Source organism: Streptomyces sp. NPDC046197, from assembly GCF_040646295.1.
GTDB lineage: Bacteria > Actinomycetota > Actinomycetes > Streptomycetales > Streptomycetaceae > Streptomyces.
This window is the reverse complement of record NZ_JBEYZY010000006.1, coordinates 145,831-163,979: the sequence shown is the minus strand read 5'-3', so window position 1 is coordinate 163,979 and position 18,149 is coordinate 145,831. Positions and strand designations below refer to the sequence as shown.

Here is an 18,149-nt window from a genome sequence, read left to right as displayed (position 1 = left end):
CTGACAATCGATCGGGTCGAGAGGGCGCGGCCTCTGCGCGCGAACGGCCCCGGAAACGTAAGCTGTGGCTCGTCACAGGGACCGGGCAGCGGGGATGAACATGGCGATGATGCGCCTGAGGCGCGAGGACCCGCGCGTCGTCGGCTCGTTCAGGCTTCACCGACGGCTCGGCGCGGGCGGGATGGGTGTGGTCTACCTGGGCTCCGACCGGAAGGGCCAACGCGTCGCGCTGAAGGTCATCAGGCCCGATCTGGCGGAGGATCAGGAGTTCCGCTCGCGGTTCGCGCGCGAGGTCTCGGCGGCCCGGCGGATCCGGGGCGGCTGCACGGCACGGCTGGTCGCGGCGGACCTGGAGGCGGACCGGCCGTGGTTCGCCACGCAGTACGTGCCCGGACCCTCCCTGCACGACAAGGTGGCCGAGGAGGGTGCGCTCGGTGCGGCGGACGTCGCGGCGATCGGTGCCGCGCTGTCCGAGGGGCTGGTCGCGGTGCACGAGGCCGGGGTGGTGCACCGGGACCTGAAACCGTCCAACATCCTGCTGTCCCCCAAGGGCCCCCGGATCATCGACTTCGGCATCGCCTGGGCGACCGGCGCCTCGACGCTCACGCATGTCGGCACCGCGGTCGGCTCGCCCGGCTTCCTCGCCCCGGAGCAGGTGCGCGGCGCCGTCGTCACCCCGGCCACCGACGTGTTCTCGCTGGGCGCGACCCTGGCCTACGCGTCGACCGGCGACTCTCCCTTCGGGCACGGCAGCTCCGAGGTGATGCTGTACCGCGTGGTGCACGAGGAGCCGCACCTGCACGGCGTACCGGACGCGCTCGCTCCGCTGGTCCGGGCCTGTCTGGCGAAGGACCCCGAGGAGCGGCCCAGCACGCTCCAGTTGTCGCTGCGGCTCAAGGAGATCGCCGCGCGGGAGGCGCAGGGTCTGGGTGACGTGCGTCCGCCCGCGCCACGCGGGGCCGAGGCGGACCGGCCGACCGGACGGCTCGTCGACACCTATCCGGGCGAGCAGCAGCGGGACCGGCGGCGTCCGCAGGGCTCGCCGGGCACGCCCGCCCCGCGCAACGCGACTCCGTCCGGGCGGGGCGACATGCCCCCACGCATGGGGGGCGCGGCCCGTGGCGGCGCGTCGCGCGGCGGTGGAGGACCGTCCCGGACGGGTGGTGGGCGGCCGACGCCGACCTCGCGCAACGGTGCCCGGCCGGGCAGCGGCGGCCGCCCCGCCCCGCGCAGCGGTGCCGGACGGCCGGGGCAGCGCACCACCGCGACCGGGCGGCGGCCCGCCAACCCGCGGCTGCTGCGGCAGCGGCTGTTCGTGTTCGTCGTGGTGACCCTGCTGGTCGCGCTCGGCATCGCGGCGGCACAGGGCTGCCAGGGGCCGACGCGCGGACTCGGCGGCGACGGGGGCCGCACCGGGGCGCGGCAGGAGCACGTACGGGTGGGGCCCCCGGCGGCGTTGTCGTCGGTTGCCGACTCACTCACGCTCTGACGAGCTCGCGCGGGGGCACCCGTCGCCTCGATGCCCTCCCCCGCCGTGCTGCTGGAAACGACACCCCCTAGCGCTGGGGCCGGCCGGTGGCCACCGCGTAGAAGGCGACGGCGGCCGCGGCGCCCACGTTGAGGGAGTCGACGCCGTGGGCCATGGGGATGCGGACCCACTCGTCGGCGGCCACCAGGGCCTGGGTGGACAGGCCGTCGCCCTCCGCGCCGAGCATCAGGGCGACCCGGTCCATCCGGTGCGGTGCGGCCTCGTCGAGGCTCCTGGCCTTCTCGTCGGGGGTGAGGGCGAGCAGCGTGAAGCCGGCCTCCCGGACCGACTCCAGTCCCCTGGGCCAGGTGTCCAGGCGGGCGTACGGCACGGAGAAGACCGCGCCCATCGACACCTTCACGCTGCGCCGGTAGAGCGGGTCGGCGCAGTCCGGGGAGAGGAGGACCGCGTCCATGCCGAGGGCCGCCGCCGACCGGAAGATCGCGCCGATGTTCGTGTGGTCGTTCACCGATTCCATGACCACGACCCGGCGTGCGGTCTGCAGGAGTTCTGCCGCCGTGGGCAGCGGCTTGCGCTGCATGGAGGCGAGCGCGCCGCGGTGTACGTGGTAGCCGGTGACCTGTTCGGCGAGTTCCGGGCTGACCGCGTAGACGGGCGCGGGGAGTTCGTCGATGACGTCCCGCATGACGTCGACCCACTTGGCGGACAGCAGCATCGAACGCATCTCGTACCCGGCGTCCTTGGCCCGGCGGATGACCTTCTCGCCCTCGGCGATGAACAGGCCCTCGGCCGGTTCGCGCTTGCGGCGCAACTCGACGTCGGTCAGGCCCGTGTAGTCGCGCAGGCGCGGGTCGTCGGGGTCCTCAACGGTGATGAGATCGGCCACAGGGTGATACTGCCTTGTCCGGGGTACGGTGCCAACGGCTGGGAACGGGTCAGGTTACCGGGGGTTACTCGGAGCTCCGCGGGCCCACGGTGACGACCTCGCCGATGACGATGACGGCCGGCGGCCTCACGTCCTCGGCGCGCACCGTTTCGGCGACCGTCGCGAGGGTGGCGTCGACGCGGCGCTGGGCGGCCGTCGTGCCCTCCTGGACCAGGGCGACCGGTGTGTCCGCGGACTTGCCGTGCGCGACGAGGGTTTCGGCGATCTTTCCGATCTTGTCGACGCCCATGAGGATCACCAGCGTGCCGGTGAGCTTGGCCAGCGACGGCCAGTCCACCAGCGAACGCTCGTCGTCGGGGGCGACATGACCGCTGACCACGGTGAACTCGTGCGCTACCCCGCGGTGGGTGACCGGGATGCCGGCCGCGCCGGGCACCGAGATGGAGCTGGAGATGCCGGGGACGACCGTGCACGGGATGCCGGCCTCGGCGAGTGCCTGGACCTCCTCCATGCCGCGGCCGAAGACGAAGGGGTCGCCGCCCTTGAGACGGACGACCGACCTGCCCTGCTTGGCGTGCTCGATCAGGGCGTTGTTGATGGCCTCCTGGGCCATGTAACGGCCATAGGGGATCTTCGCCGCGTCGATCACCTCGACGTGGGGCGGGAGTTCGGCGAGCAGGTCGCGCGGGCCGAGACGGTCGGCGATGACGACGTCGGCCTCGGCGAGCAGGCGGCGGCCGCGGACCGTGATCAGGTCGGGGTCGCCGGGGCCGCCGCCGACGAGGGCGACGCCGGCGCTGCGGGTGCGGTGGTGCGGGGCGACGAGCGTGCCGTCGCGCAGACCCTCGACGACCGCGTCGCGGATGGCCGCGGTGTGGCGGGGGTCGCGGCCCTTGGCGTTGGTGGTGAGGACGGCGACCGTGACGCCCTCGCTGTGGCCGGTGGCCGGGGTCCAGGCGGTCGCCGCGTCGGCGTCGTCGGACCGCACGCACCAGACCCGGTGACGCTCGGCCTCGGCGGAGGCCGCGGTGTTCGTTCCGGGGTCGTCGGTGGCGATCAGGGCGTACCAGGCGTCCGCCAGGTCGCCGTCCTCGTACCGGCGCCGCCGCCAGGTGATCTCGCCCGCGTCCGCCATGGCCTCGACCGAGGGCGTCGCCTCGGGCGACACGAGGACGACGTCGGCGCCCGCCGCGATGAGTGCCGGAAGACGGCGCTGGGCGACCTGACCGCCGCCGAGGACGACCACGCGGCGGCCACTGAGGCGGAGGCCTACGGGGTAGGCGGGGTGTTCGGCCATGTGGGGTGCGGCTCCTCGTCCAGGCGGTACGAATGGGCGCTACGGCACCGGAGCAGCCCTGACGTGGGGATTTTAGACGTGGGTTCAGCGTACGGCGGGGTCGGGGGGCACGCAGGAGCGTGTTCCCGCCGACCCCGGCCGCCCTACTTCTCGGTGACGCCCGCCGAATCGAACGTCGCCACCTCGTGCATCGCGCGCGCCGTGCTCTGCACCAGCGGCAGGGCGAGCAGTGCGCCCGTGCCCTCGCCGAGGCGCAGGTCGAGGTCGACCAGGGGACGCAGACCGAGCTTGTTGAGCGCGGCCACATGGCCGGGTTCCGCGCTGCGGTGGCCCGCAATGCAGGCCGCGAGGACCTCTGGCGCGATCGCACGGGCGACCAGCGCGGCGGCACCGGCGCTGACGCCGTCCAGGATCACCGGTGTGCGCAGGGAGGCGCCGCCGAGGAGGAGGCCGACCATCGCCGCGTGCTCGAAGCCGCCGATCGCGGCGAGCACGCCGATGGGATCGGCCGGATCCGGCTGGTGCAGTTCGATGGCGCGCCGGACCACATCCGTCTTGCGGGCCAGTGTCTCGTCGTTGATGCCGGTGCCGCGACCGGTGACCTCGGCCGGGTCCGCGCCGGTGAACACCGAGATCAGGGCCGCGGACGCCGTGGTGTTCGCGATGCCCATCTCGCCGGTCAGCAATGCCTTGTTGCCGGCGGCCACCAGGTCACGCGCCGTCTCGATGCCCACCTCGATGGCCTGCTTGGCCTCCTCGCGGGTCATCGCGGGGCCGGTGGTCATGTCGGACGTGCCCGCGCGGATCTTGCGCGGCAGCAGGCCAGGAGTCGCGGGCAGGTCGGCGGCCACGCCCACGTCCACCACGCACACTTCGGCGCCCACCTGGCCGGCGAAGGCGTTGCAGACCGCTCCCCCGCCGAGGAAGTTGGCCACCATCTGCGCGGTGACCTCCTGCGGCCAGGGGGTGACGCCCTGGGCGTGCACTCCGTGGTCACCTGCGAAGATCGCGACGGCTGCGGGCTCCGGGATCGGCGGCGGGCACTGCCGGGACAGGCCGGACAGCTGTGCGGAGATGATCTCCAGCATGCCGAGCGCGCCCGCGGGCTTGGTCATGCGCTTCTGCCGCTCCCAGGCCTCGCCGAGCGCCTTGGCGTCCAGGGGGCGGATGCCCGCGACGGTTTCGGCGAGCAGGTCGTGCGGGTCCTCACCGGGCAGGGCACGGCGGCCGTACGTCTCCTCGTGCACGACCCACGACAGCGGGCGGCGCTTGGACCAGCCGGCCTGCATCAGCTCGGGTTCGGCCGGGAATTCGTCGACGTAACCGACGCACAGGTAGGCGACGACCTCCAGGTGCTCGGGCAGGCCGAGGGCGCGGACCATCTCGCGCTCGTCGAAGAAGCTGACCCAGCCGACACCGAGTCCCTCGGCGCGGGCGGCGAGCCAGAGGTTCTCCACGGCGAGCGCGGAGGAGTACGGCGCCATCTGCGGCTGCGTGTGGCGGCCCAGCGTGTGACGGCCGCCGCGGGTCGGGTCCGCGGTGACCACGATGTTCACCGGGGTGTCGAGGATGGCCTCGATCTTCAGTTCCTTGAACTGCTTGGCCCGGCCCTTGGGCAGCGACTTGGCGTACGCCTCCCGCTGGCGCATGGCGAGTTCGTGCATCGCGCGCCGGGTGTCGGCGGAGCGGATGACGACGAAGTCCCAGGGCTGCGAGTGGCCGACCGAGGGCGCGGTGTGGGCCGCCTCCAGGACACGGAGCAGCACCTCGTGGGGGATCGGGTCGCTGCGGAAGCCGTTGCGGATGTCGCGCCGCTCGCGCATCACCTTGAGCACGGCATCGCGTTCGGCCTCGGCGTACCCGGGTGCGGCCGGACCGGTGGACTGAGGTGCTTCTTCCACTGCGGCCGTGCTCTCTTCCTGGTCGGCGACCTGGGTGTCCAGATCGTCCGCGTGCTGTGCGACTACGGTTTCGGGCTCCTCGCCGGCCACGGCGGGAGCGGTGTCGGCCCCGCGGGGGGCGGGCACCGTGGCGACGGGCTCCCCCGGGACCGCGGTGGGCCGGGGCGACTCCTCGGTGTGCTGCTGCTGCCCGGGCAGGACCAGGGGCTGCGGCGGCGTGGGGGCCAGGTGCGGGGTGGTCGGTACGAACCCCTCGACCGGCACGAACCGGCCCAGCGGCTGGCCGGGCTCGGCCTCCAGCGGGACTCCGCCGCCGGTGCGGGGCGCGCCGTGACCCTGCTCGCCTGGTGCCTCGCCGGCCGGGGTGGCCGCTTCGTGCCCCTCGCCGCCCTGGGGTGCCGCTCCGGGCCCGTCGGTTCCGGCCGCGGTGCCCTGCTGCTCGACGGCGCTCGGCTCGGTGAACGGGCCCTCGTCTCCGGCCTGTTCGCCGCTCTGCCGGCCCGCGGGCGCGGAGTCGGGGTGCGCGGGGGCCGTGGGCGGCGCGGTCTGCGGCTGGTCGGCCCCGTCGGCGGACGCCGGGCCCGTGGGCAGGGCGCTCTGCGGCTGGTCGGCCGGCTGCGCGGGCGCGGCCTGAGCCGGGTCCGAGGCCGCTGCGTCGGGGGCGGCGGACGCGTGGGCTGCCTCGGCGGCGGACGGCTGCGTGGGCCGGACCTGCGGGTCGCCGAGCGCAGTCGTCTGAGCCGCCGACGCGGTGTTCGGATCGTGGACCGCGGGGTCCGCGATGTGGGCGGTGGGGGCGGCGGCCGGTGCCGCCTGGGCGCCTCGCGGGTCGGCTTCCGCGACCTGCGGCTGGGCGGGATCCACCGGTGCGTCGGCGACCGGCTGCCGGCCCGCGCCGGGAGCCTGCTCCTGCTCTCCCGCCTGCCCGAGCTGCGGCCCCTGGACGGTGGACGCGGTGTCCGCCGGCCGCCCGTCGGCCTGGGGGTGGCCCGCGACGGAGGCCGTGGCCGGCGCCGTCCCGGACGCGGCCGGAGCGGACCCGGCCTCCGGTGCCTCCGAGGCCGGGGCAGCGGCCTGCGGCCCGTCGGGCGCGGGCGCGGGCCCGTTCGGCTGGGCTGCGGCCTGCGCGGTCGGCGGAAGCTGGGCTTCGGGTGCCTGGACGGCCGCAGGATGCTGGTCCGCCTGCGGAGTGTGGCCACCCGGTACGGCGTGCGCCGGGTCCACGGTTTGACCGGCCTCGGCAGCGTGCGCGGCGTCCGCGACCTGACCGGCTTCGGAGCCCGTGACCCGACCGGCCTCGGGCGCGGGGGCCGTTGCCGCGGCAGGTCCGGTCTCCGGTGCGTTCACACCCGCGGCGCCCGGCTCGTACGCGCCGTCGGGTCCGGCCTCCGGGACATGCTCCGCCCCGGGACTCTGCGCGACCTCGGCGGTCGTCCCGGGAGCGGGCGCCACCTCGACGGAGTCAACGACGCAGGCGGTCGCGGCCCCGTCCTCGGGGGCGTACCCGTCCTCGGGCGTCTGCCCGACCGGCACGGCCGGGCCGCCTCCCGGCTCCTGTCCCTGCCGGTCCCCCGGCTCCTGTCCCTGGTGGCCCTCCTGGGCCGGGCCGGACGCCTGTCCGTCGGCCGGGGTGCCGGCATCCACCGGCCCGCCGTCCGCCGGGGCGGGTGCGCCCTCCGGCCCCCCGGCGGGCGCGAACGTGGCCTCCGGAGCCGGCACGGCGGCCTCGCCACCGTCGGCCCCGTGCTGGGGCTGCGCCCCCTGCTGCCCGTGCGGCGCCTGTCCGGCGTCCGGGGCGTGCACGGCGTCCGGCGCCTGTCCGGCGTCCGGCGCCCGTCCCGCGTCCGGACCGTACGTGGCAGCCGCGCCGCCCACCTGGGCCGCGAGCCGGGCCACGGCGGCCTGGGCCGCGTCACCGGCCTCCGCGACCGGAACAACCGTTTCCGCAGCCGGGTCCCCGGCGCCCACCGGCCCCGGGTGAGGCGCCGCCACGGCCTGCGCCCGGGCACCCCAGGGGGCCGCGCCCTGCGGGGCCATCTCGCGCGGCTGCGGGACGTCGAGGTACTCGGGACCGCTCGTAGGCGCACCCTGCTGCCGCACCGGTGCGCCCGTGGGGCCGCGGTCGGCCAGCGAGCGGACCGGGCTCCCGGAGCCGTCGGGGGTCGGCGGGCCGAGGTGCAGCGGCCGCCGCGGGGGCGTGGGCGCCACCGGCGGCGTGGCCACCGGATCGGGATGCAGGACGCCGCCGAGGTCGACGGAGCCGCTGTCACGACCGGACGTCTCGTGCGGGCCCGGCTCGTGAACGGCCTCGACGACCGGCTCCGGGGCGGGCGGGGGCAGTTCGTTGCCCCACGCGCCCTGGGAGCCCGGCAGCAGCAGGTCTTCGTCCTCGGCGGGGTTCTCGGAGAGGTAGGTGTACGCGCCGTGCGCGGGAACGCCCGGCTGCTCCACCATGCCTGCGCTCTCCGGCAGCCCCTCGCCCGGGACCTGGCCGGTGTCGGTCATGCGTACCCCTCGCCCATCGGTTTTCTCCTACGACCAGCTCACCCGGAACGGCGCACCGACCGCCCCGCTGTGAAGAACGAGCGTCCGTGCCCAGCGGCACGAACGACCCGCCCGGAAAAGGCGACAAAGCCATTCAGTGGCATTGTCGCCGTCGTTCCGCCGTCGCGACAGCGTGATCCGCAACGGTCCGCTGTGGACTGCGCCACGTTGCGCGTCCTCCGGTTCTGCCGTACCACACCCACCCCAAAACGGGCGGGTTTTCCGGACATTGACGAACGAAGTTCCGGGCCGCCCGGTGCGGTACAACGATCGGCCAGCCTACCGCGCGCGGTACGACAACCTGATCACGGGGCGCGGTCGGGCAGTGCCCGCCGGTCGCCCGACCACGGCCGGTCGAGGAGGCACAGCCAGGTGCTCAGCGCCCGGGGGCACCGCCGTCGCGGCGCAGCAGTTCTCCGGTGAGCAGGAACACCACGCTGCGCTCCTTCTCCGTCCAGGCGCGGGTGTCCAGTTCGACGGACTGCAGCAGGGCGCACTCGACCCGGTAGCCGTGCTCCGCGAGGTCGCGGCCGACGAGTTCGGCCTCGTCGCGGGTCGCCGCGTGGGCGACGATGCGCTGCGGGCGCCGGTCGGCGACCGCCAGGACCACGGCCGCTCCGCCACCGCCGACGCGCACGACGTCCGGCTCGGGCAGGCTTTCCAGGATGTGCGGGGCACCGCCTTGCACCACCTGCAGCTGGACGCCGAAGCGCCGGGCGGCCGACGCGGTGCGGGTGCAGGCCTCCGCGTCCCGGTCCACGGCGATGACGGCGGCGCCGCCGAGTGCGGCCTCGGTCGCGAAGGCGCCGCTGCCGCAGCCGATGTCCCACACGAGGTCACCGATCCGCGGGCCGAGGCGGGCGAGTTGGGCGGCCCGGAGCAGATCCGTTTCGCCCTCGCCGAGACGGCCGCCGTAGGCCTCTGCGGGCTGGGTCCAGCCGCGCGGTCCGGCGGCGGGGTCGCGTCCGGCGATCCAGCCGCCGCCCTCGGCGGCGACGGCCGGGCCGCCGATGACGATGACGACGTTCGGGTCCCGCCAGGTGTGGTCGGCGGCCTTGTCGGAGGTGACGACGATGACCTGTTCCCGCTCGGTGCCCAGCTCCTCGCAGATGACGAAGGTGCGGTGGACGCCGTCGAGCAGCAGTCCCAGCTCCGCGGGCCCGGCACCCGGCGCGGTGAGTACGGCGACCTTGGTGTGGGCCCGGCACACGTTCACCGCGCGTCGCAGGGTGCGCGGATGTGCGACGACCACCTGGGCGTCGTCCCAGGGCATCCCGGCACGGGCGAACGCGGCGGCCACGGAGGAGACGGCCGGGACGACCTCGACCTCGAGACCGAACTCGGGTGCGCGCAGGGTCCGTACCACGCCGAAGAACCCGGGGTCGCCGTCCGCGAGCACCACGGCGGTGCCGCGGTGGGCGGCGATGCGGCGGGCGGCGAGGGCGACACTGCCGAGGCGGATGCGCTCTGCGCCGGCGGGCACCTCGGGCAGCGCCAGGTGGTGGGCGGCGCCCGCGACGAGGGTGGCGGCGCCCAGGGCGGAACGCGCCGCGTCGGTCAGTGGCGAACCGTCCCAGCCGATCACCGTGACCCGGTCGGCCATCGTCGTCAGTCTCCAGGGGGTTTGTGCAGGTCGTCAGGGGCCGGCCCGAGGGCGAGGCTCCGTGAGGGTATCTGGTCGAACCGTACGGCGCGGGGCGGGCGATGTCGCGTCGGTACACGTCCACGCGGTTCCCGGCGTCAGTTCCAGTCGGCGAACGACGTGAAACCACCGGTGTCGGCCAGTTGCTCGCCGACGCCCTCGAGATCCTCGGGCAGCAGGCTCCAGACGATGAGGTCGGTGCGGACATCGGTCCACTCGCCGTTCTCACCTCTGGTGCGGGCTATCCAGGCGCCGCGCAGGACGCCCTCGCTGATGCAGCCGATCTTCTGGGCGACCTGCTGGGAGGCGGTGTTGTCGGCGGCGGTGCGCAGCTCCAGACGCTCGAAGCTCTGGTCGTGGAAGATCCACTGGGCGGTGGCGAGAGCCGCCTCGGAGGCATAGCCCTCGCCGCGTGCCCAGGGGGCGATGACGTAGGCGATCTCGGTGGAGCGCACCCGCCAGTTGGTGTTCTGCAGGTGGACCGTGCCGACCAGGCGCTGGGTGAGGAACTCGTCGACGGCGAAGACGATGCCGCGGCCCTCCGCGCGTTCGGCGGGGGCCAGTTCGGTGATCCAGGCCCGGGCGTCGGCCTCGGTGTAGGGCTGGGGCACGGAGGTCCAGGTGGTGACGAGCTCGTCGTTCATCATCTCGGCGAAGGCCTCGATGTCCGAGTCCTCGAAGGGGCGCAGTACCAACCGCTCCGTGCTGATGGAGACGTTGGGAAAGGTGCCAGTCATGCGCCGCTCCGTAACCTTCGGAAAACTTTCAGTGCCTGCTGAGCTGCCCAGCATGCAGCATGAAAGCACTGAACCGCACAACGGGGTCCACACCCGGTGAGGGAGCGGACCCCGTGCGTGGCGATACGCGTTGAACGTGCCGTCAGAAGGACGGGACGACCGAGCCGGCGTACTTGTCCTCGATGAACTTCCTGACCTCCGGGGAGGTGAGGAGCCTGGCGAGCTTCTGCACGCGGGGGTCCTTCTCGTTGCCCTTCTTGACCGCGAGGAAGTTGCCGTACGGGTTGTTCTTCGCGGACTCCAGGACGAGGGCCTGCTTGGCGGGCTTCAGGCCCGCGGAGATGGCGTAGTTCCCGTTGATGACCGCGGCGTCCACGTCGTCCAGGGAGCGCGGGGTCTGGGCCGCCTCGACCTCCTTGAACTTGAGGTTCTTCGGGTTCCTGGCGATGTCCTGCGGGGTCGCCTCGTTGCCGGCGCCGTCCTTCAGGGTGATGAGCCCCTTGGCGGCGAGCAGCTTCAGGGCCCGTGCCTCGTTGACGGAGTCGTTGGGGACGGCGACGGTCGCACCGCTCTTGAGGGCGTCGGCGCTCTTCACCTTGTGGGAGTAGAGGCCGAGCGGCTCCAGGTGCACCGTGACGACGGGCACGATGTGGGTGCCGCGCTTGTTGTTGAAGTCGTCCAGGTACGGCTGGTTCTGGAAGTAGTTGGCGCCGACGGAGCCGTCCTCGGTGGCCGTGTTCGGCGTGATGTAGTCGGTGAACTCCCTGACCTGGAGGTCCAGACCCGCCTTCTTCGCCAGGTGCTCCTTGACGAAGTCGAGGATTTCGGCGTGCGGGGTGGGGCTCGCGGCCACGACCAGCGGTCCGCTGAAGTCGGACGCGGCGGAGGAGCTCTTGCCGGAGCCGCAGGCGCCGAGCCCGAGGGTGAGGGCTCCGGCGGCCAGGACGGCGGTGGTGATCTTGGCGGTGTTACGCACGAAAAGTGCCTTTCCTTATGGGTGGTGCGACCCCGTCTTGGATGTACGGGGAGTTCTGGGGAGGTGCGGGGTCAGGCGGCCCTGCTGACCTCTGCGGCCGCGGGCTGCTTCGCCTTGAGCAGCCGCAGCTTCGGCGCCGGGCCGGAGCGGCCGCCGCGCCGGTGAAGGGAGCGGGCCGCGTAGTCGCCGGCGAACTGGATCATCGAGATGACCACGGCGAGGATCGCGACGGTGATCCACATCAGCTGGGTCTCGAAGCGCTGGTAGCCGTAGCGGATGGCGATGTCGCCGAGGCCGCCGGCGCCGACCGTGCCGGCCATGGCGGAGTAGCCGATGAGGGCGACGACCGTCGTGGTGGTGCTGGAGATCAGCGAGGGCAGGGACTCGGGTACGAGGACCTTGCGGACGATGGTCCAGGTGCTGCCGCCCATCGCCTGCACGGCCTCGACGAGTCCGCCGTCCACTTCGCGGACAGCCGTCTCGACCAGGCGCGCGAAGAACGGGATCGCGCCGATGGCGAGCGGCACGACGGCGGCCTCGCGGCCGATGGTCGTCCCGGTGACCCAGCGGGTGAAGCCCATCAGGGCGACCATGAGGATGATGAACGGCATTGAGCGGGCGATGTTCACGACCTGGCCGATGACCTTGTTGGCGGCGACGTTCTGGAGCAGTCCGCCCCTGTCGGTGAGGACCAGGAGGATGCCGAGCGGAAGCCCGCCGACGACGGCGATCAGCGTGGACCAGCCGACCATGTAGAGCGTGTCCCCACACGCCTGGGACAGCAGAGGCCGCATCGCCGCGAAGTCCGTCCAGGTCACTTGGCACCTTCCTTCACCAGCATGGGCTCCTGGGCCGCGTGGTCGACGACGTCGATCTGCAGCCCCTGTTCACGCAGGAAGCCGATCGGCACGACGTTGTCCTCGTAACGGCCGGGCAGTTCGATGCGCATGCGGCCGATCTGCAGGCCGCCGACGGTGTCGATGGCGGCGCCGAGGATCGATATGTCGATGTTGTAGGTGCGCGAGAGCTGCGAGACGACCGGCTGGGTCGCGGCCTCTCCGTGGAAGGTGACGTCGAGGACGGTGCGGTCGGCGCCGGAGGCCTCGCCGCCCACCGGGAAGAGCGCGGCCGCGAGCTCGGAGCCGGGGGTCGCGAGCAGTTCACTGACGGTGCCCGACTCCACGATCCGGCCCCTTTCCATGAGCGCGGCGGAGTCGCAGACGGACTTCACCACGTCCATCTCGTGCGTGATCAGCAGGACGGTCAGGCCCAGCTGCCGGTTCAGGTCGCGCAGCAGCTGCAGGATGGAGCGGGTGGTCTCGGGGTCGAGGGCGCTGGTGGCCTCGTCGGACAGAAGCACCTTGGGGTCGCCGGCGAGGGCGCGGGCGATGCCGACGCGCTGCTTCTGGCCGCCGGAGAGCTGGGCGGGATAGGCCCCGGCCTGGTCGGCGAGGCCGACGAGGTCGAGGAGTTCGAGCGCCCTGCGGGAACGTTCCTTCCCCGACTTTCCGAGGATCTCCAGCGGCAGCTCGACGTTGTCCTGCACCGTCCGCGAGGACAGCAGGTTGAAGTGCTGGAAGACCATGCCGATCCGGCTGCGCGCCCGCCGCAGCTCCCGGCCGGCCCGCGGGCCGCGCCCGGCGAGGGCCGTGAGGTCCTGTCCGGCGACCGTCACGGTCCCGGAGGTGGGCCGTTCCAGCAGGTTGACGCAGCGGATGAGCGAGGACTTGCCGGCACCGGACTGGCCGATGACGCCGTACACCTCGCCCTCGGGTACGTGGAGATCGACGCCGTCGAGGGCGGTGACCTCGCGGCCGCGCGAGCGGTAGACCTTGGTCAGGCCCGATGTGGTGATCACGTGGGTTTCCGTCACTGTCTAGGGGCGGGCAGGGGTGTGCCCGATGGGTCTCCCCTGATCGACCGAAGTCGAGGGCTCGGGGGAGGGCGCTTTCGTCAGGGGCGCGGCACGGTTCTCGCGGTGGCGATGGGACCGGGGAGAACAGGTGCGCGGAGCGGCTCGGTCACCTACGGCGGACGACGCCGTACGGACATGCCACGGTTCTCGCTTCGGGGCGCGAGGCAGGTGGTGCGGGGGCCCTCTAGAAGGCACACATTCGACACATACAACGAGCACCGGGCGTCATGGTCGCCTCGGTCGCAGAGATGCGGTTGCTCGTCGTGGTCATGCGATCAGTAAACCAGACCCGCGCTGCCGACCCGGCATTCCTGTCCGCATGCTGGACAGTCGTGGACACTCCTCGGTCGCGGCCGGGGTCGCGGAACGGGACTCCGTGACCAGTGGGGACACGGACGACGGAGGCCCGCCGGGCCTTGGGGCGCCGGACGGCCGGTGCGCCGCGCTGTGGTCGACGCCACGGCGGGTGCGCCGCAGGCGAGGACGGCCGTACTGCCCGCGGGCACGCCTTCGGGGGCGCGGGCGGCGGGGCATCCGGGCCGTAATAAGGTCGCAGCATGCTTGATGCCCTGACGCTGGTGACCGGCGTCGCCGCGTTGCTCCTCGCCGCCTGGTGCGGATGGGCGGCACACCGTGACCAGCCGACGAAGGACTGGCACTTCATCGGGATGGCCGTGGTGACGCTGCTGGCCGTGGTCCAGCTGGTGATCGGGATCGTGGCGCTGGCGCGGGGCGAGAAGCCGGAGCAGGGCACGACGATCTTCCTGGCGTATCTGCTGGGTGCCTTCGCGTGCATCCCGGCGGCCGGCTTCATGTCGCTGGCCGAGCGGACCCGCTGGGGTTCGGTGACGGTGGCGGCCGGCGGTGTCGTACTCGCCGTCCTCGAAGTGCGGCTCTACGACATCTGGGGAAGGTGAGATGACCAGCACGCACGAGAAGCCGGCCAGGACGCGGCTCATCAGCGGGCCGGGGATCCTGCTCGTCTGGCTGTACGGCGTGATGGTCGTCGGCGCGGTGTCGCGCTCCGTCTTCCAGATCGCGACCGAGTTCGACCGGGCACCGCTCGCCTACTCCCTGTCGGCGGTGGCGGGCGTGGTGTACGGCTTCATCACGTACTCACTGGTGCGCGGCGGCGAGAGGGCCCGCAGGGCGGCGCTGGTGTGCTGCGCCGCCGAGCTCGCGGGTGTGCTGGTCGTCGGCACCTGGACGCTCGTCGAGCCGTCCGCCTTCCCGGACGCGACCGTGTGGTCGGACTACGGCGTGGGCTACCTCTTCATTCCGGTGCTGCTGCCCGTGTCGGCCCTGTACTGGCTGCGCAAGGCCCGCAGGCAGCAGCCGGAAGCGGCCTGACCCTACGCCGTCGTCGCGTACGTGCCGGCCGGCTTCTCCAGCACGATCATCGGTACGCCGTCCGCGCCCTCGGACGTGCCCACCGTCTCGTAGCCGACGCGCCGGTACAGGCGCAGGTTGCCCTCGCTGCGATGGCCGGTGCGGAGGCGGAACTTGGTGGCACCGCGCTCCCCGGCCAGCGCGGACTCGGCGGCGCGCAGCAGCCGGGCTCCGATGCCATGGCCCTGCAGGCGCGGGTGGACGCAGAGCTTCCCGATGGAGGCGGCGCCGTCCTGCGTCACGGACCCGCGCACCGAGCCGACCACCTCCTCGCCGAGCCGCGCCACGAAGACGCAGTCCTCGACGACCTCCTGGCGGACCGAGTCGAGACTCTGGACGAGCGGGTCGATCCGGTAGTTGCCGTACAGCGCCGCCTCGCTCTGGAAGCACAGGTACTGCAGCCTGAAGATCTGCTCCGCGTCCTGCTCGGCCGCCGCAGAGATGGTCACGCTCATGCCCATGTGCGCACGCCTCCCGCTCACCTGATCGCCTGTCGTCCCTCACACCTATCCCCGCACTTCGCGGGCCGCAACCTCCGACGCGAGCAATCGCCGCAGACATCCCAGGCATCTGGAGCGTTCCGGCCCAAGACTGCCCTGTGAGATACCCAACTCACCTGCGATCTCCCGGTATGTGAGGTCTCTCGGCGACAACAGCGCCTCCATCAGCCGGGGGCAGCGACCCGGCAGACGCCGCACGGCGTCGCGCAGGGCGCGTCGCCCGGCGGCGGCCAGGGCGAGCTGTTCGGGGCCGCGCTCACGGTCGTCGGCGGGATCGAGGCCGCAGGGCCGCTCGTTCCGGACCGTACGGCGGGTGCGCCGCGCCTCCGAGCGGACGGCCCTGCGCAGCCAGCCCTGCGGGTCGTGCGGCGGGCCGCAGGCCTCCAGGCGCTCCAGCAGCCGGAGCCAGACCGCCTGTTCCAGGTCGCCCGGCTCGGTTCCCGTGGCATGGGCCTCCGCCGAGGCCTCGGCGACGAGCAGCGGACGCAGGGCGGTGAGCATGTCGTGCGTCATATGCGACACGACGCGGCCGCCCCGGCGCGGGTTGCCGGGACGGCCGACGGTTCACCCCGAACGGGGGGAGGAAGTTCAGCTGTTGACGAAGTCCGCGCGGGCGAGCAGTGCGGTGTCCGCGTTGTCGGTGAAGACGCCGTCGATGCCGGTCGCGAAGTACGTCCTGAAGGCGCCGAAGGCGTCGCCGTAGGCGTCCGCGCCGGTTCCCCTGCGGTACTCGGCGGGCAGGAAGGGGTTCTCGTTCCGCATGGTGTACGGGTGCAGGACCAGGCCGACCTTGTGCGCGTCGGCGACGAGCGTGGTCGGCTCGGCCAGGCTGCCGTCGGCCTTCTTCGGGATGACCAGGTCGAGGGTCGGCCCGATGCCCTGCGCGTAGCCGGCGATCTCCCGCAGGCCCTTGGGCGTGATCAGGTCGGCGACCGTGCGCGGGTCGCCCGCCTCGACGAAGTCGTAGGGGCGGCTGTCCGCGCTGGACAGGAGCACGACGAGCGGGTTGTCGACCAGCTTGTTCAGCAGCTGGATGCTGCTCGGCTCGAAGGACTGCAGGATCACCGGCGAGTTCCGCTTGTCCTTGCCGTACTTGCGCAGCAGCTTGGCCACCCGCTCCTCCAGGCCGAGGCCCAGCTTGCGGAAGTACGTGGGGTGCTTGGTCTCGGGGTAGATCCACACCTGCCGGCCGCGCCTGCGGGTCTCCTCGTCCTGCCACTTCAGGACCTCTTCGAAGGTGGGGATGTCCCAGCGGCCGTTGTAGAGGGTGTTGTGCGGGCGGTTGGCCGGAATGCGCTCGACCGCGCGCAGCGTCTTGAGTTCGGCGAGGGTGAAGTCCTCGGTGAACCAGCCGGTCGTGGGCACACCGTCCAGGGTCTTGGTGGTCTTGCGGTCGGCGAACTCGGGATGGTGGGCGACGTCCGTGGTGCCGCCTATCTCCGGCTCGTGCCGGCAGACCAGGTGACCGTCCTTGGTGGGCACGAGGTCACCGGCCTCCACGACGTGGGCGCCCAGGTCCAGGGCCAGGTTGTAGGAGCCGAAGGTGTGCTCGGGCCGGTAGCCGCTGGCACCACGGTGGCCGATGACGGTCGGCACCGGCAGGCTCTTCAGACCGCTGTGCCCGGCCGCCGCCCCGCCCTGCGCGGCTCCGGCCGCACCGGGCAGCCCGATGACCGCTCCGCCCGCTCCGAGCACCGCGGCCCCGAGCAGTGCCCGCCGTCCGGTCCCGCGTGCCTGCTCGTCCGGCTCCTGCGTCATGACCCTCTCCTGCCGTCGTGTCGTCCGTGCGCGCCGATCGTAGGTGCGGGCCGGTGACGACCGGGAGACCTCGGCAGGAACACCGGGGTGACGCTGGATGTCGTGAGTGACGGCCGGCCGTCGTGACAGAGGGTCTGACGGTTCGTCGGCATGGCCGCCCCCGGTGCGGGAAGGCGATGTGTCAGCAGCCGGTCCGGCGTCCGGGGCGAGCGTCCCGCCGGTCCGTCCGGGACGCGACGCGACGTCCGTCACATCGTTCCGTCCCGGTTACCGGGCCACTACGGGGCGCCGCCGCAGGTAAACGTATGTCAACAGTGAGTAAGACGTGGTGAGCCCGATGTGCAATCGGCCCCGGGCCGCGAGTATCGTCCTCACCTGCACAGACTCATACCGCTTCCCTCGACACTCTCTCACCGGAGGGCCCGTTGTCCCGCTTCGTGTTCATCAAGGCAGTGCTCGCTCCGATCATGCGCCTGATGTTCCGCCCACGGGTGGAGGGTGCGGAGCACATCCCGGGCGACGGTCCGGTCATCCTGGCCGGCAACCACCTGACGTTCATCGACTCGGTGATCCTGCCGGTCGTCTGCGACCGTCAGGTCTTCTTCATCGGCAAGGACGAGTACGTCACCGGCAAGGGCCTCAAGGGCCGGCTGATGGCGTGGTTCTTCACCGGGGTCGGCATGATCCCGGTCGACCGCGACGGCGGCAAGGGTGGCGTGGCGGCGCTGATGACCGGCCGCCGGATCCTCGAGGAGGGCAAGGTCTTCGGCATCTACCCCGAGGGCACGCGCTCTCCCGACGGGCGCCTGTACCGGGGGCGCACCGGCATCGCGCGGCTGACGCTGATGACCGGGGCGCCGGTGGTTCCCTTCGCCATGATCGGCACGGACAAGATCCAGCCCGGTGGGGCGGGGATGCCGCGGCCCAGCAGGGTGACGGTCCGTTTCGGTGAGCCGCTGGAGTTCTCCCGGTACGAGGGGATGGACCGGGACCGGTATGTGCTGCGGGCCGTGACCGACTCGGTGATGGCCGAGGTCATGCGGCTTTCCGGGCAGGAGTACGTCGACATGTACGCGACGAAGGCGAAGGCGGCGTAGCATCTCGGCGGGCGGCCG

15 protein-coding genes are annotated in these 18,149 nt (G+C 72.8%); 4 read left to right on the top strand and 11 right to left on the bottom strand.

Annotation, left to right across the window (positions count from 1 at the left end):
- The first annotated feature begins 94 nt into the window (after window positions 1–94).
- Window positions 95–1,489 carry a serine/threonine-protein kinase gene (locus AB0A61_RS11070; protein ID WP_361289579.1) on the top strand — a complete coding sequence of 465 codons (1,395 nt, stop codon included), beginning with the start codon at window positions 95–97 and terminating at the stop codon, window positions 1,487–1,489.
- A gap of 67 nt (window positions 1,490–1,556) precedes the next feature.
- Here the strand turns inward: AB0A61_RS11070 and AB0A61_RS11065 are convergent, their stop codons facing one another.
- The 8 genes from AB0A61_RS11065 to AB0A61_RS11030 all read right to left on the bottom strand — a co-directional run bounded on the left by AB0A61_RS11065 (window position 1,557) and on the right by AB0A61_RS11030 (window position 13,330).
- The gene (locus AB0A61_RS11065; protein WP_361289576.1) at window positions 1,557–2,375 is read right to left on the bottom strand and encodes an RNA methyltransferase; all 819 of its coding nucleotides are present in this window, start codon (window positions 2,373–2,375) and stop codon (window positions 1,557–1,559) included.
- A gap of 64 nt (window positions 2,376–2,439) precedes the next feature.
- Complete coding sequence (cobA, locus tag AB0A61_RS11060) at window positions 2,440–3,672, bottom strand: uroporphyrinogen-III C-methyltransferase (protein ID WP_361289573.1); 1,233 nt, start codon at window positions 3,670–3,672, stop codon at window positions 2,440–2,442.
- Window positions 3,673–3,815: 143 nt separating this feature from the next.
- A complete protein-coding gene (cobT, locus tag AB0A61_RS11055; protein ID WP_361289570.1) occupies window positions 3,816–8,078 on the bottom strand; it encodes a nicotinate-nucleotide--dimethylbenzimidazole phosphoribosyltransferase in 4,263 nt (1,420 codons plus the stop codon).
- A gap of 415 nt (window positions 8,079–8,493) precedes the next feature.
- Window positions 8,494–9,720 carry a precorrin-6y C5,15-methyltransferase (decarboxylating) subunit CbiE gene (gene cbiE, locus AB0A61_RS11050; protein WP_361289567.1) on the bottom strand — a complete coding sequence of 409 codons (1,227 nt, stop codon included), beginning with the start codon at window positions 9,718–9,720 and terminating at the stop codon, window positions 8,494–8,496.
- A gap of 137 nt (window positions 9,721–9,857) precedes the next feature.
- Window positions 9,858–10,496, bottom strand: coding sequence for a GNAT family N-acetyltransferase (locus tag AB0A61_RS11045; RefSeq protein ID WP_361289565.1), 639 nt, complete (start codon window positions 10,494–10,496; stop codon window positions 9,858–9,860).
- A 142-nt stretch (window positions 10,497–10,638) separates the two neighbouring features.
- Complete coding sequence (locus tag AB0A61_RS11040; RefSeq protein WP_361289562.1) at window positions 10,639–11,472, bottom strand: MetQ/NlpA family ABC transporter substrate-binding protein; 834 nt, start codon at window positions 11,470–11,472, stop codon at window positions 10,639–10,641.
- 71 nt (window positions 11,473–11,543) lie between these two features.
- Window positions 11,544–12,290 carry a methionine ABC transporter permease gene (locus tag AB0A61_RS11035; protein ID WP_361289559.1) on the bottom strand — a complete coding sequence of 249 codons (747 nt, stop codon included), beginning with the start codon at window positions 12,288–12,290 and terminating at the stop codon, window positions 11,544–11,546.
- Window positions 12,287–13,330: an ATP-binding cassette domain-containing protein gene (locus AB0A61_RS11030; protein WP_361289556.1), complete on the bottom strand. Its 1,044-nt coding sequence runs from the start codon at window positions 13,328–13,330 to the stop codon at window positions 12,287–12,289. The genes AB0A61_RS11035 and AB0A61_RS11030 overlap by 4 nt, the downstream gene beginning before the upstream one ends.
- Before the next feature lie 614 nt (window positions 13,331–13,944).
- Between AB0A61_RS11030 and AB0A61_RS11025 the strand changes: the two genes are divergently transcribed.
- On the top strand, window positions 13,945–14,304 hold the full coding sequence (locus AB0A61_RS11025) for a hypothetical protein (protein ID WP_361289553.1): 360 nt from the start codon (window positions 13,945–13,947) through the stop codon (window positions 14,302–14,304).
- Window position 14,305: 1 nt separating this feature from the next.
- Window positions 14,306–14,737, top strand: coding sequence for a hypothetical protein (locus tag AB0A61_RS11020; protein WP_361289550.1), 432 nt, complete (start codon window positions 14,306–14,308; stop codon window positions 14,735–14,737).
- A 2-nt stretch (window positions 14,738–14,739) separates the two neighbouring features.
- On the opposite strand, the gene AB0A61_RS11015 is transcribed toward AB0A61_RS11020, so the two are convergent.
- From AB0A61_RS11015 to AB0A61_RS11005, 3 genes are all read right to left on the bottom strand, one after another.
- Window positions 14,740–15,237 (bottom strand): GNAT family N-acetyltransferase, encoded by a 498-nt coding sequence (locus tag AB0A61_RS11015; RefSeq protein WP_361289547.1) that lies wholly within the window; start codon window positions 15,235–15,237, stop codon window positions 14,740–14,742.
- 45 nt (window positions 15,238–15,282) lie between these two features.
- Window positions 15,283–15,789 (bottom strand): sigma-70 family RNA polymerase sigma factor, encoded by a 507-nt coding sequence (locus AB0A61_RS11010; protein WP_361289544.1) that lies wholly within the window; start codon window positions 15,787–15,789, stop codon window positions 15,283–15,285.
- Window positions 15,790–15,864: 75 nt separating this feature from the next.
- Window positions 15,865–17,034 (bottom strand): glycerophosphodiester phosphodiesterase, encoded by a 1,170-nt coding sequence (locus AB0A61_RS11005; RefSeq protein ID WP_361289541.1) that lies wholly within the window; start codon window positions 17,032–17,034, stop codon window positions 15,865–15,867.
- 425 nt (window positions 17,035–17,459) lie between these two features.
- Here AB0A61_RS11005 and AB0A61_RS11000 point away from each other — a divergent pair, with 425 nt between their 5' ends.
- Window positions 17,460–18,131: a lysophospholipid acyltransferase family protein gene (locus AB0A61_RS11000; protein ID WP_361289538.1), complete on the top strand. Its 672-nt coding sequence runs from the start codon at window positions 17,460–17,462 to the stop codon at window positions 18,129–18,131.
- Window positions 18,132–18,149: the final 18 nt, after the last annotated feature.

Coding starts and splice junctions, on each gene's coding strand:
- AB0A61_RS11005 (WP_361289541.1), bottom strand. CDS start 17,034: ATGACGCAGGAGCCGGACGAGCAGGCACGCGGGACCGGACGGCGGGCA.
- AB0A61_RS11020 (WP_361289550.1), top strand. CDS start 14,306: ATGACCAGCACGCACGAGAAGCCGGCCAGGACGCGGCTCATCAGCGGG.
- AB0A61_RS11010 (WP_361289544.1), bottom strand. CDS start 15,789: ATGACGCACGACATGCTCACCGCCCTGCGTCCGCTGCTCGTCGCCGAG.
- AB0A61_RS11025 (WP_361289553.1), top strand. CDS start 13,945: ATGCTTGATGCCCTGACGCTGGTGACCGGCGTCGCCGCGTTGCTCCTC.
- cbiE (WP_361289567.1), bottom strand. CDS start 9,720: ATGGCCGACCGGGTCACGGTGATCGGCTGGGACGGTTCGCCACTGACC.
- AB0A61_RS11070 (WP_361289579.1), top strand. CDS start 95: ATGAACATGGCGATGATGCGCCTGAGGCGCGAGGACCCGCGCGTCGTC.
- cobT (WP_361289570.1), bottom strand. CDS start 8,078: ATGACCGACACCGGCCAGGTCCCGGGCGAGGGGCTGCCGGAGAGCGCA.
- cobA (WP_361289573.1), bottom strand. CDS start 3,672: ATGGCCGAACACCCCGCCTACCCCGTAGGCCTCCGCCTCAGTGGCCGC.
- AB0A61_RS11015 (WP_361289547.1), bottom strand. CDS start 15,237: ATGGGCATGAGCGTGACCATCTCTGCGGCGGCCGAGCAGGACGCGGAG.
- AB0A61_RS11045 (WP_361289565.1), bottom strand. CDS start 10,496: ATGACTGGCACCTTTCCCAACGTCTCCATCAGCACGGAGCGGTTGGTA.